Origin of the sequence: Cohaesibacter gelatinilyticus (assembly GCF_900215605.1) — a bacterium.
In the GTDB taxonomy this organism is placed as follows: Bacteria; Pseudomonadota; Alphaproteobacteria; order Rhizobiales; family Cohaesibacteraceae; genus Cohaesibacter; species Cohaesibacter gelatinilyticus.
Genome location: NZ_OBEL01000001.1, coordinates 428,477 through 441,287, shown reverse-complemented (window position 1 = coordinate 441,287; position 12,811 = coordinate 428,477). Strand labels below are relative to the sequence as shown.

Sequence of the window (12,811 nt, the reverse complement as noted above, 5' to 3'; positions counted from 1 at the left end):
GTCAAACGTAAGCTGTTTATTCTGCTGCTACAGCAGCCGGGTCCAGTGGCGCGGCTTCCCCGCGATATCGATTCATATGCAGCTCTTGCCCATCATCCTCTTCCACGCCCAGATCTTTGTGAAGTTCCGAGAAAACCGGTTCCAATGCCAACAAGATGTAGGAGACAATGACCACGCCGATATAGGTGGAATGCTCCAACAATTCTGCCCGATCACCAACAACTACATCAAAGATACAAAAACCAATGAATGTGATCGCCGAGATAATGATCGCCTGATTGGCTTTTTCCATTTTTTCAGCCATTGGAGCGCCTTTGTAGAAGGCAATCATTGCAATTAGACATACCGCAGCAGCTGCCAGTTCCCAAACGCCAGCAAACATCAAAACCGGATTCACGGCACTATCAGACATCCCTAGCCGGTCAAAATACATGGCAAATTTTTCATCTCGATCATTGCCATACCAGGTAAGGAGTCCAATATCGGTTCGATTGAGAAATTTGTCCAACCCGTTCAGGGTCCAGAACATGCACCAATAACCTAGCGCCAAAAATCCTAATGAAGAAAGAGCTTTTCGCATCTCCATCATATCCCCACTGTCTTGTTTTGCCGGACAATGCGTGCCAAACAAGCGCCGCATCTGCCAACTTCTTCAATTTTTCAAAAACAGAATGGAACGACAGCGCTTCAATCTCGTTAAGGCACTCCTGAATTCTACAACCAGCCTTAGTCAGACCTTTTGTAGATTGTTCAAATTTTAGATAATTCCGTCTCGACATGCGCGCAAAGGATCGCGAGTTCCAATACAGAACAGGGGCAGCCAAATCTGAGACCTATTGGATCCGAGCTCCTTTCAGAAGAAGGTTTTCCCTATTTTTCTGCCATTTATGCTGATCAGCACTCAGAATTCCCTCGTCAACAAGGGTAATTTCATATCCGCGAGCCAATGCCCCATTGGCTGTCGCCTGAATGCAAGCATTCGCTTCCTGTCCTGTAATATAAAGATGACCGATTTTGTGCTGATCCAGATAGCTTTCAAAGGCTGGGACTGAAAAACTGTCCATCTGGTGCTTTGTAAAAAGCTGGTCAGCTTGAAAGCTTAACGCGTCATCCCGATCAATACCCGGACTTCCTTCCACACCTGCCCCGCCAGCAGTCATACGCATGAAGAGTTTTTCATGGAGAGCAACGAAAACATGCCGGATCTCGATAACAGCAACTCCTGTCCGCTGTTTTTCCATAGCCAGACTATTGATCAACTCGAAAGCACTGTGTTTGCTCGCTTTGTCGTGGTTCTTGGTGAAATCAGTTTGCATATCGATTACCAACAAAGCAGTGTTAGGACGCTGTTCTGGATCTATCCGTATAATCTTGGGTCGGTTGAGCAGTTTGAACAGCCCGTTTGCCATCAGAAAAACGATGCCAGCCAGAACCAGGCCCAATATCAGATCCATTATGCTTTCCCTCCATCAGTCATACCAACCAAACACGATATTTGGTCATGATACGGCTCATGAAACGATAGCGTCTGCCGGTTAGCAACGCAATGCGGCAAGAGTGCTTTGGCAGGCTCAAGTGTGGGGTTTTTGCTAGCGGGCCAGACGCAACAAGATTGCCCCGGCAACCGTCAGAATAGTCGAGAGAAACTTGCTGAAATTGAAGCGCTCATTAAGAAAAAAGACGCCAATCAGAAGAGCGAAAATGATAGAGGTTTCGCGCAAAGCTGTAACCATGGCGATTGGCGCTTGAGTAAAGGCCCAGACCACCAATGCGTAGGCAACGAAAGAAGCTCCACCTCCAATGAAGAACGCCTTTTTTCCTTTGCGAGGAACGGCCGAAATGGTTCCTGGTTTCAAATAGCGGATAACAGCCATATAGAGCAGAGCATCCAGAACCGAAAGCCAGGCAAAATAACCCAGAGCTGAATCGGTCAGTCGTGCCCCCATGCCATCGGCAAGGGAATAAGCAGCAATGAAACAACCGGTTGCAAAGGCAAGCAAGCCCGCCTTACCGTTCCGTGCGCCGTCCGACTTGCGTACAGCGACCAAGCTCATGATACCAAGCCCGATCACAAGAATAGCAATCCATTCCAGACGAGACATTTCCACGCCTAGCACAACAAGAGAAAAACCAGCAACGATCAGAGGTGCGGAGCCACGAGCAATGGGATAGACCTGCGTCAGATCACCAAATTTGTAGCTCTGCAGAAGAAAAATCTGATAACCAAGATGCAAGAAAACTCCCAGAGCCAGAAGGCTCCAGCTTTCTTCGGCTGGAAAGGCAAAGAATGGCAGAAGAGCCAACCCTGCCACAGCTTGCCCCAGCATCACCGCTGTCATGGAAAGATACGTATCTCCGCTCCCCTTGACCACCGCATTCCAAAGGGCATGCAAAGCCGCAGCTGCAATTACCGCAAGAAAGGTCAATGTGGTCATAGGTAGCTCCGCTTGCAGAATAGAGAAATCTTGCTCTGCGTGCTTGAGTTGGGGGGCAAGAAGACGGAACCTATCAGATTTGTCGCTCGATATCGACAAAAAAGATCCATTTGAACTTCCATTTGCGCAAAAACAAACCCGATGCCCTTTAGGGCACCGGGTTTGCATCCATATCCTTCGGATATACCCTTGAAAATGCTTATTTAACTTCGGAAACTCGGCCATCCAGACCTGGCTTGTAATCAGGGTTTTTGGAGATGTAATCAGCCAGCACTTCATCCAAACCCGGACCATAATCATATGCCTTCATACCATTGGCCTTGAAGACTTTGTAGCCATCACCGCCGGACCGCATGTAGTTGTTGGATGCAACGCCATAAACGGCTTCCTTGTCGATTGCCATCCATTTGCCATCTTTCATGACTTCAACAGAAGTGATACGTTCGCCAGCAGGCTTTGCTCGGGTCCAGCTATATTTGATGCCGGCAACCTGAGCGAAGCGACCTTTGACTTCCTCGACCTGAGATACACCATTTTCCAAAGCAGCAATGACATCAGCGCCTTTCAACTGGAAGGTAGCCAGAGTGTTCTGGAATGGCAGGACAGTCAGGACTTCGCCCATGGTCACTTCGCCAGCATCAATGGAGGCACGCAGACCACCGCCGTTCTGGATCACCAAATCGACACCTTGGTCCTTTACCCGATCCAGAATTGCGTCGGACACAAGATTGCCCATCTCACATTCACCAGTACGGCAGTTTTCGCGCTTGCCATCAACGGCAGCGGACAGATTACCGATGACTTTGGCTTTCAAATCCGCAATTGGAGCACCAAGCTCAGCAACGCGCTTTTTGAAGCCTTCATCCATTGCAACAGATTTGTCGAGCAGGATTGGCTCACCCTTTGCAGAAATCACATCACCATTGTCATTCCAAGTGACTTCGATGTCGCCCACATATTTGGAATAGGCGTAGGCCTGTACAATTGGCACTTCCTTTCCATCTGGGTTCTTGACCATGACAGGATAAGGGCCTTCAGCGCGCTTTGCTGTATTGGACAACAAAGTATGAGAATGGCCACCAACGATCACATCAATACCGGATACCTGGGATGCCAGTTCCATGTCCTTTGGAAGGCCCTCATGGGTCACAGCGATGATCTTGTTGACGCCCTGTGCTGTCAGATCAGCCACTGCCTGCTTCAGATAGTCAGCAGAATCCATGAAGATGACTTTGTCACCAGGAGACGAGGTCTCAGCTGTATCGGTTGCCAAGGTGGACACGATACCAATTTTCTGATCGCCGCGCTCAACAACGAGTGTGCCTTTGACCTTGCCCTTCAGCAGCGGCTCGGAAGAAACATCGATGTTGCCAGAGATGACAGGAAATTCAGCCTTTGCCAGGAAATCAGCGAGACCTTTCGGGCCATCATCAAACTCGTGGTTGCCAACTGCCATGACGTCGAAGCCGATGCCATTCATGAATTCAACAGCAGCAGCGCCTTTATAAGTTGAATAGAAGAGCGAGCCTTGGAATTGGTCACCGGCATCAACGGTCAGGACATTCTTGCCAGCATCTTTCAGCTCGGCGCGACGCTGATCCAGCATGGTTTTGACGCGAGCAATACCGCCAAAGCACTTGCCTTCTTCTTCACCCTTGGCATTGCAGGTGGAGTCATATTTGTTGATCGACTCAATACGGGAATGCAGATCGTTGATGTGCAAGATATTGAGAGAGAAATCCGCTTGGGCAGAGCCTGCAAAGCTGGCGCCTACCGCCAGGGCTGCGACGCCAGTAAGAAGCTTATTCATTATGTTTGAACCTCCAATGATACCGGATGAGCAAAGAGAAAATCGCCTCAAAACCTACGGTGTTTGCGCAAAAGTTTTGTGACGATCGGCTCTTTACCAAACGAAGTTTTCTGTCGATGGTGACAGACATCATTTCCCCCTACCCTCTTAGGGTCAAGAGAAATATGCCACCCTTCAGGGTTGCTCCCCATTCTGATCACAGGCAAAATGCCCTTCCCTAACGTCGCTCTGGCTCTTTTAAATTTCAATGATGCCGGCACGTCATCAGAGCAGAATATTATGGTCATCAATTTTTTCAAAACTGCCAGAGACACTCGCACGCAAACAATGTTTTGCAACTATTGTGATGATTTTCACGAAGCGCCCATAGAGAAGACCACGACCATGTGTATGTCATGAAAAGCTGGTGGGTTTGCAACAATTGCTTTCATGATATCGGCACTACAAGACAACAGTTGCGCAAGGATCTTATCCTCATTTGGTCAATTGGTTTTGCGCTTCTTGTAGGCGGCTATTATTGGATTTATAGCTTGCTTGATTGAAACGAGGGCTGAAGATGAGACGTATTTGCTTTGTTGGTGCTTCCACTACGGAAGGAATGGGCGATGAAAGTGGACTTGGGTGGCCGGGTCGGCTATGGCGCATGCATCAGGAGGATGTAACCGCCTTTGCTTCCTATAACCTCGGCGTGCGCGGACAAACCATGCATCAAATCAAGAACCGTGCGGCTGCCGAATGCAAGGCTCGTCTTCCGCGCGCCTTGGGGCCACTCATTGTGCTCGGGACCGGAGCTAATGATCTTTCGCGCTTTGCCGACGGAGATTACAAAGACAAACCCCGCACCCCGCGACGTGGCCTGGAGCGCACCTTTAGGGCACTTGTCGAGGAATTGTCAGAGATTGCTCCGGTACTGGTTATTGGTCCTCCTCCCATCGATGAAACTCAAATGCCCTATCGCATGGCCGATGGCATGCGCTTTGACTTTCGCAATATCGATTGCGCCGAAGGAACAGAGCTTTACGCTGATATCTGTAGCGAACTCAATATTCCCTTTTTCGATCTGTTCGGAGCCATGCTGGGAGATGCAGATTATCAATCCGCATTGAAGCAAGGAGACGGCCTTCACCCGACAGGCGCAGGCTATCAATCATGTGCAAACGCCATCAATCAATGGGGTGCATGGCGCAAGACATTGATAGAAGGCTGGGCTTGAGTAATTGCCGCATTGATTTTTGGCCTTAAAGCGCCTATCTGGGGGCGATATTTGTTAGGAGACCTCAATGCCAAGTTTACCGGGAATTTTTCAGATCGGCAGTTACGAGATGGTTGTGCTTCAAGTACTTCTGCTTGCCGGGATCATTGGTGCAATTACAGCAAAAGCCAAGGGTCGCTCAGGGACCATCTGGTTTATTCTCTCTGTCGCAACCTTCGGGGCCGGCATTTTGGTAGTGTTGTTCATGCCTGCTATCGTGAAACAGGATAGTGAAGTTCAAAGCGACGCCGAGCATCAAGCTGACAGTGATGGTGGAAGCGATTAGTCGCGGCTCCAAAAACTCCACTTATCTAGAGGCTCGGTTTGTTTCGAAAATCGGGTCTTTTGTTTCTCAGATCAATGCCTGCTATTTCTTCAGAAATGCGGCAAAAGCCGCTTGAGCTTCACTTGACGCCAGTTGAGCGCGGAATGCCGTCGCTTCCTTCTCAATTTGAGCTTCAACCTCACTCTGGCTAACTGAACGCAGTAAAGCACGTGCAGCCTTCATTGCTGCCTGTGGCTTTGAAGCAATGACGTTTGCCGCTTCCAGTGCATTGCCTTCAACCTCTTCAGAACTGACCAGCTTGTTGATCAAGCCAGTTTGGGCCATCTGATTTGCATCCCATAACTCACTCATACAAAGCAGTTCAAAAGCTTTTTGATGTCCCATGAGGCGTGGAGCGATCAGAGAGCTCGCAGCTTCCGGGACAAGTGCCAGATCGGTAAAGGGTGTTTTGAAGCGAGAGATCATACTGGCCACAACATAATCGCAGTGAAGCAGCATGGTCGTGCCAATGCCGATAGCCAATCCGTCAACACCTGCTACGATTGGCTTTTCACTGCGCGCCAAGGCATATAGCAAGTCGATAATTGGCTGCCCTAAAGCACCGCCTTTGGCCATCTGTGCAAAATCAGCGATATCGTTGCCTGCACAAAAAGCTCCCGGTTCTCCCAGAAGAACGGTCACTTTGGTGTCGTCATCACTATTCGCATCTGAAATAGCTGCGGCCATAGCCTGATACATCGGCTGTGTCAGGGCATTTTTCTTTTCCGGCCGCTGCATGCGGATCAAACGCATACCATCTTTGATTTCCAGCCCGATATGCTCACATGCAATTGCCATCTCTGCTTTCCCCGATGCAAATCTCTAATTGCATCACCGTAACCCGCAGATCGGATCACGGTAAAGTAGCAACCTCATGCAGTTAGATCATAAGTGAATAGCTTGGTGCCCAGCAGTGGTTAGTCAGCTTGAGCTCTAACCGTCCCACTTCACATCCAGGGGCTCCGTGCCCTGTGCTTCGCCACTTGCAGACATGCGGATTTTCTCGACCTTTTCTTCGGCCTTTTTCAGCAGAGCATCACAATGTTTCTTGAGCGCTTCGCCGCGCTCATAAATTTCGATGGACTTTTCCAGCTCCACATCGCCACGCTCCAAGCGCTGAACGATCTGCTCCAATTCGGCCAGAGCCTGTTCAAAGGTCAGAGAAGAAATCTCGCTCATGATACACCTGTTTGTCTGCGCTAGCTGGAAAGCCGGACGCTATCTCTCGAAATTTTAGGAAGCAGTGAATCTTCCTACCTGTTTACATAAAGGCAAACACATCCGTCAAACAAGGATATGTTTGCTCTGTCACCATTTGGATCTCTTCATGCTTAAGCGAGACGTACCGACACACCTCCATCAGCAATCAAAGGACATCCTGTTACAAATGAGCTTCTATCCGACAACAGGAAGAGCGCCGCTTGAGCAATTTCCTGAGGCGAAGCCATGCGTTTCATCGGATGCAATCCGGCAATAAATTCATGTCCGGCTGGATCATCGCCTGCCATGGGAGTTTTCGTACCACCTGGCAAAAGTGCGTTGATCCTGATCTGCTCACTTGCATGATCGGCAGCTAATGATTTTACCAAACCAATCATGCCAGCCTTCGAGGCAGCATATGCTCCCATGCCCGTCATGCCACCATTGCTAAACCCGACAAAGGATGACGTGAACACGATTGAGCCGCCGCCTTGCTTACCAAGAACGGGAATTTGTGCCTTGGCTGCATGAAAAGCACTCGTCAGATTGGTCGTAAGAACTGCGTTCCAGTTCTCGAGTGGCATGTCTGGCAGCGGACACATATCACCCATCATGCCAGCATTGTTCAATGCTCCATCCAGACCACCATATTGGGAAATCGCCAAGTCAACGAGTGCTTGCGCATAATCAGCATCGCATACATCTCCACTCAGATAGCAGGCTGATCCGCCCTTGGACTGAATGGCTTGCACCTGAGCCTTCAGCAACTCTTCACGTCGTGCTCCCAGCACAACATTAGCGCCTTCTGCCGCAAACAGACTTGCAGCAGATGCCCCAATACCGCTTGATGCTCCGGTAATGATAATCGTCTTGTCTTTGAGTTCCATAACGCTTTCTCCTCTATTGCGTCAGGGAACTAAAACAATCAGAAATGTTTACTGCGACCCGTTTCTTGCACAGCCCACAAATCAGGTCGATCTAGCCGCTTTTCACTCACCCATGCATCAAGCGGTCTACATGCACCGCAACAGAGCGAGCCAGTGCTTGCAAGTCATATCCCCCTTCCAGAAGGGAGACGATGCGGTTGTCGCAGCATTTGTCTGCTACATCCATGAGCTTGCCGGTCATCCACGAAAAGTCAGCTTCGGTGCAAATGAGATCTCCCAAGGGGTCTCTCAGATGCGCGTCAAAACCAGCCGAGATAATAACAAGATCAGGATTGAAATTATAAAGACTTGGCAGGATGCGTGTCTCGAACGCTTCGCGGATATGATCGGAGCCATCGCCAGCACGAAGAGGTGCATTGACGATATTCCCCTCGTCATCCTTGCCGGTTTCATTCCAGGCACCCGTGCCCGGATAAAGGGGCATTTGATGGGTCGAACAATACATCAGGCTGGGATCATCCCAGAAAATATCCTGCGTGCCATTGCCATGATGCAAGTCCCAATCGATCACCGCGATGCGCTCTGCATCATATTTGGATTGGGCATAGCGAGCAGCGACGGCGGCATTATTGAAGAAGCAAAAACCCATGGCACGATCAGTTTCCGCATGATGCCCCGGAGGACGGATACCGCAGAATGCGTTATTGACCTGACCGGTCATGACTTCGTCCACTGCTTGAGTGGACGCACCGATGGCATACATGGCTGCATTGAATGTGCCTGGTGAAAGCGTGGTATCACCATCAATAGATACCAGTTCACCCTCATTCTCAGGGGTCACCGCCTCCAGCATATCCACCATATTTTCCGGATGACAGCGCAAGATATCCTCGCGTCGGCCCATCTGCGCTTCTTCTCGTGGCATGAACAGGAATTTCTCATGTTCAAGTGCCACATTGACCGCTCGCATTCTGTCGGGTCGCTCTGGATGCCCTTCTGGCGTTTGATGCTTTAAAAAGGATTGATGGGAAATATAAACAGTCGACACGCGTATTCCTCTCCTCTCCCGGCAGTTTCACCTTCGCGCTTTTTCCGTCCTGACGCGAATGATCTCACATCTGCCATGGATCTTGGCCTCGTCATTATATACAAGTCTGCTCTTTGTCGTCACGAAGTCAGTTCCGATGCCCCAAAAAACGTGAACTCTTGAAACGACATCACATTCATCTTGTCAGATCTGTGTAGAGGCAAGTTCATAGCTTCTTGGTTCAAGTCCCGTGAGCGGTTCACGGCTCACATAACCGGAACTTTCACAATACGTCTTTTCCCCATCCAACGGCGGGACATAGATCAAGTCAATTCAACATTCGTGATTTTTGCCAAGCTGTACACCACACTCTTTGCGTATTTTCGAATACAACTGCTCTTCTCAAGCGAACTGTTTCAGAACGAGACAGATTGTGGTTATTAACCCTAGTTTGAGAAAGATAATGTCTGGATGTTGTTTAGAATTGATTAACCATAAGCCTTTTGCCTAAGGTTGTCCTATCCCTTTGATCCCGCAATTTCGCTCAGGATCGATACGGTGAGGCGACGATGAAGAAACTGTTTCTTGTGCTGAAAGATGGCTTTGCTCATAGCTTCGATTGGAAAGCAAAGGCCAGCCGCAAAAATTTCTGGCTATTTTTTCTTGTTTTCACCTTGCTCTTCTTTGCCGCTTTTGGTGCTGACGTCAGCTATGTGCAGCGTCCGGCAGAAATGTCACCATTGCCGAGCGTGCTCGTTTCCATGTTCGATGCGCAAACGCCGTTCACCCGCCTCTATCTATTACTCTTCACACTACCCATGATCAGCTTTGCCATTCGGCGAATTTTTGACCGGGACAAACCAAGCTGGGCAGGCATTGGTGCTGTTATCCCATTCATGTCCATGGCATTTTTATTGGTCTCTAGCGGGCAATAAGGGAGTCTTTTTATTCGAATTACCAACTGCCCGTAAACATGGTGTGAGAAGATAGAATCAAGACAAGATCTGTTTCAAAAAGCAGCCATTTGGCTGCTTTTCTTTAGCAATAATTCAAGCTCTTGATATGATAAAAAAGCAAAATATAAACTGGTGATGAAAAACGAGTTTGTTGTCTGATGATCCCGATTTTCAGACATGCCAGATTGGTTGCCAACCTAACTGGAACAATTTTACCAATCTCAGATGTCAGTTTGGTGACATATTGCGATAACTTTCAAACTGTACCGGAATGCCTAATCGAGCTGAATCATCGAAACTATTTATGTATTCATAACAATTAATCACTTTTGCTCGTTTATCATATCCCTTATGATCTCATCCTTCCCTTCCATGTAATTTTACGCAGCAACTGCGGTGAGACCGGAATCATGAGCGCATTCTCCCCCAAAAGCCGTCTTCCTTATGGCTTGATCATTTTCTTTGGCTGCGTGCTTGCAACCATCCCATTCGGCCCCCGCGCAACCATGGGCTTCTTCCTTACGCCGATCACGGTTGAGAATGGCTGGAATCGCGAGATCTTTTCGCTGGCCATTGCTCTTCAAAATCTGGTTTGGGGGATTGCTCAACCCTTTGCAGGCATGATTGCCGATCGCTTTGGCACCGCGCGTGTTCTTGTCAGTGGTGCATTGATTTACTTCGTGGCGCTCTATTGGATGTCCACTGTCACAGATCCAACTGTGTTTACGCTCAGCGCCGGATTGTTGATGGGTGTAGGCATCGCCGGTTGTGCCTTTTTCCTCATTCTTGCAGCCTTTACTCGTCTGCTACCACCATCTTTACGGTCTGTTGCATTTGGATTGGGCACAGCTGCTGGCTCGCTTGGACAATTCCTCTATTCCCCAATCTCTCAATATCTGATCGCCGACTATGGCTGGCGCACCGCACTTATCATATTGGCAGCAAGTGTTTTGATTGTTCCGTTGCTTGCCCCGATTTTCAGGGGTAAACCGGAATCAGTTACGAGTGCCGATGGGGCGAAAGACCAGAGTTTGATTGAAGCCATGACAGAAGCTTTCACCCACCGATCATATATCCTGCTGGTCTTTGGTTTCTTTGTGTGTGGCTGGCATGTCGCATTCATCACCACACATTTGCCGCCCTTTATTAGCGACATGGGAATTGACGCCAAATGGGGTGGCTGGGCCATTGCGCTGATTGGCCTATTCAATATGGCAGGTTCTTTTGTTGCCGGAATCATGGGCAACAAGATGGCCCTTCGTACCATGCTCAGCTTCATCTATCTTGCACGGGCCGTGATTATTGCCATCTTCCTGATGGTGCCTATTTCCGTTGCTTCCATTCTGGTTTTTTCGGCTGCGATGGGATTGTTATGGCTTTCCACAGTACCACCAACCCAAGGCCTGATCACCAAGATGTTTGGTACCCGATATGTTGCAACTCTGTTTGGCTTTGTTTTCCTGTCCCACCAGATTGGTGCCTTTTTGGGCGTTTGGTTGGGTGGAATTCTCTATGATCAAACCGGGAGCTATGACATCATCTGGTGGTTATCCATCGCTCTTGGTATTTTTGCTGCACTGGTACATTGGCCCATCAAAGAGGAGCCCGTGGAACGTTTGCAGGCGCAACACGCCCGCTGATCAATCAAGACGAAATCAATTGATGTCAGGCAGCCGTTCCAGAGGAGAAACCGGTCATTTTCCAGTCTCCTGTTGGATTTCGGCAGATTTCCCCGGCAACATTCTCTACACCGGTGATACGATGCATGGAACTTTTAAAGGAGCGACATTCCTGATCCATAATGGATTGATGAGCAGAAATATCAGTAATTTCCCCTTTGGATCCTGTCTTGGGATTAACCCACGCAATCACTGAACGCTCTGATTTCAGCTCACGCTGTTCTACAGCTCCAACCGTTTGCATCAGGATCTGCCAATCAGATGGATCGATCCCTGCAAGAATGGCTGGATTTGTGCCGACTGATGATGTGGGCGCGGTGTCAATTTCGGTTTCGGGTCCACCAAACCCAATGGATGCGCATGCTGACAGGTAAAAACAAGACCCAATCACAGCAGCCAATTTTGCAGCCCTAACAGCCGGAAAGTTGGAGATAGAAAAGCTAATGCAGTTCACATTCCTGTCCTTTCCATTACAATCAATACTATGCCGTCATCTCGCTGGCATTTGTTACGCACCCTATTCTCCATCATCTGTCAGGAAAGTTAATGACTGGTAACTTTATCGAAGCGAATGAACCATTTGATCTGTTTGCCACTTGGTTGAAAGATGCAGAAGCAAGCGAGCCGAACGATCCAAATGCCATGGCGGTTGCCAGCGTTGATGAAAGCGGCATGCCGAATATCCGCATGGTTCTTTTGAAAGATTTCAGCCCGGAAGGCTTTGTTTTTTATACCAACTTTAAAAGTGCCAAAGGTAAGGAGCTGCTTGCCAGCCGCAAAGCCGGGCTGCTATTTCATTGGAAAAGCCTGCGTCGACAAATCCGTATTCGCGGTCAGGTGGACATCGTCTCCGACACGGAAGCAGATGAATATTACCAATCTCGGGCACGTGGTAGCCGCATTGGTGCCTGGGCTTCCAAGCAGTCCCGTCCATTGGAAAGTCGCTTCGCTCTGGAGAAATCAGTGGCTGAGTATACGGCCAAATTTGGTCTTGGTACCGTACCGAGACCGAACTATTGGTCCGGCTTCATCGTTCGCCCGGAGCAGATCGAATTTTGGCATGACCGCCCGTTCCGCCTTCATGACCGGATTGTCTTCACCCAGGCTGGTGATGGCTGGGAAAAAGAGCAGCTATATCCATAAAACCATCCCCCTTTCCCAGATCACAAAGATGTGAGAGACGGTGATTCGGCAGATGAATTTGCGAATGTTAGAAGGCAGCAATGTCTTCTAACCCGAC

The 12,811-nt window shown here is 49.0% G+C and carries 14 protein-coding genes; 5 read left to right on the top strand and 9 right to left on the bottom strand.

Annotated features, from left to right (window positions below; translation table 11 throughout):
- Window positions 1-16 precede the first annotated feature (16 nt).
- The 4 genes from CRO57_RS02065 to CRO57_RS02050 all read right to left on the bottom strand — a co-directional run bounded on the left by CRO57_RS02065 (window position 17) and on the right by CRO57_RS02050 (window position 4,245).
- The gene (locus CRO57_RS02065) at window positions 17-640 is read right to left on the bottom strand and encodes a hypothetical protein (protein ID WP_097151738.1); all 624 of its coding nucleotides are present in this window, start codon (window positions 638-640) and stop codon (window positions 17-19) included.
- 193 nt (window positions 641-833) lie between these two features.
- The gene (locus tag CRO57_RS02060; protein WP_097151737.1) at window positions 834-1,454 is read right to left on the bottom strand and encodes a cysteine hydrolase family protein; all 621 of its coding nucleotides are present in this window, start codon (window positions 1,452-1,454) and stop codon (window positions 834-836) included.
- Window positions 1,455-1,589: 135 nt separating this feature from the next.
- Window positions 1,590-2,435, bottom strand: a complete 846-nt coding sequence (locus tag CRO57_RS02055) for a DMT family transporter (RefSeq protein ID WP_097151736.1) — start codon at window positions 2,433-2,435, stop codon at window positions 1,590-1,592.
- 199 nt (window positions 2,436-2,634) lie between these two features.
- Window positions 2,635-4,245 (bottom strand): bifunctional metallophosphatase/5'-nucleotidase, encoded by a 1,611-nt coding sequence (locus CRO57_RS02050; protein ID WP_097151735.1) that lies wholly within the window; start codon window positions 4,243-4,245, stop codon window positions 2,635-2,637.
- 556 nt (window positions 4,246-4,801) lie between these two features.
- Between CRO57_RS02050 and CRO57_RS02040 the strand changes: the two genes are divergently transcribed.
- A complete protein-coding gene (locus CRO57_RS02040; protein WP_097151733.1) occupies window positions 4,802-5,458 on the top strand; it encodes a GDSL-type esterase/lipase family protein in 657 nt (218 codons plus the stop codon).
- Between the two features lie 67 nt (window positions 5,459-5,525).
- Window positions 5,526-5,783 carry a hypothetical protein gene (locus tag CRO57_RS02035; protein WP_097151732.1) on the top strand — a complete coding sequence of 86 codons (258 nt, stop codon included), beginning with the start codon at window positions 5,526-5,528 and terminating at the stop codon, window positions 5,781-5,783.
- A gap of 81 nt (window positions 5,784-5,864) precedes the next feature.
- On the opposite strand, the gene CRO57_RS02030 is transcribed toward CRO57_RS02035, so the two are convergent.
- From CRO57_RS02030 to CRO57_RS02015, 4 genes are all read right to left on the bottom strand, one after another.
- Window positions 5,865-6,620, bottom strand: coding sequence for a crotonase/enoyl-CoA hydratase family protein (locus CRO57_RS02030; protein WP_097151731.1), 756 nt, complete (start codon window positions 6,618-6,620; stop codon window positions 5,865-5,867).
- A gap of 135 nt (window positions 6,621-6,755) precedes the next feature.
- On the bottom strand, window positions 6,756-7,001 hold the full coding sequence (locus CRO57_RS02025) for an exodeoxyribonuclease VII small subunit (protein ID WP_097151730.1): 246 nt from the start codon (window positions 6,999-7,001) through the stop codon (window positions 6,756-6,758).
- A 152-nt stretch (window positions 7,002-7,153) separates the two neighbouring features.
- Window positions 7,154-7,909, bottom strand: a complete 756-nt coding sequence (locus CRO57_RS02020) for an SDR family oxidoreductase (RefSeq protein ID WP_097151729.1) — start codon at window positions 7,907-7,909, stop codon at window positions 7,154-7,156.
- Between the two features lie 106 nt (window positions 7,910-8,015).
- Window positions 8,016-8,957 (bottom strand): histone deacetylase family protein, encoded by a 942-nt coding sequence (locus tag CRO57_RS02015; protein ID WP_097151728.1) that lies wholly within the window; start codon window positions 8,955-8,957, stop codon window positions 8,016-8,018.
- Between the two features lie 548 nt (window positions 8,958-9,505).
- Between CRO57_RS02015 and CRO57_RS02010 the strand changes: the two genes are divergently transcribed.
- Together CRO57_RS02010 and CRO57_RS02005 are read left to right on the top strand one after the other, a co-directional pair.
- Window positions 9,506-9,871, top strand: a complete 366-nt coding sequence (locus CRO57_RS02010) for a DUF805 domain-containing protein (protein WP_097151727.1) — start codon at window positions 9,506-9,508, stop codon at window positions 9,869-9,871.
- 431 nt (window positions 9,872-10,302) lie between these two features.
- On the top strand, window positions 10,303-11,532 hold the full coding sequence (locus CRO57_RS02005) for an MFS transporter (RefSeq protein WP_097151726.1): 1,230 nt from the start codon (window positions 10,303-10,305) through the stop codon (window positions 11,530-11,532).
- A gap of 25 nt (window positions 11,533-11,557) precedes the next feature.
- Here CRO57_RS02005 and CRO57_RS02000 read toward each other — a convergent pair whose 3' ends face one another.
- Window positions 11,558-12,025, bottom strand: coding sequence for an RT0821/Lpp0805 family surface protein (locus tag CRO57_RS02000; protein ID WP_097151725.1), 468 nt, complete (start codon window positions 12,023-12,025; stop codon window positions 11,558-11,560).
- Window positions 12,026-12,117: 92 nt separating this feature from the next.
- On the opposite strand from CRO57_RS02000, the gene pdxH reads away from it, so the two are divergent.
- Entirely contained in the window at window positions 12,118-12,714 is a 597-nt protein-coding gene (gene pdxH, locus CRO57_RS01995; protein WP_097151724.1) for a pyridoxamine 5'-phosphate oxidase, read from the top strand.
- The last annotated feature ends 97 nt before the right edge of the window (window positions 12,715-12,811 follow it).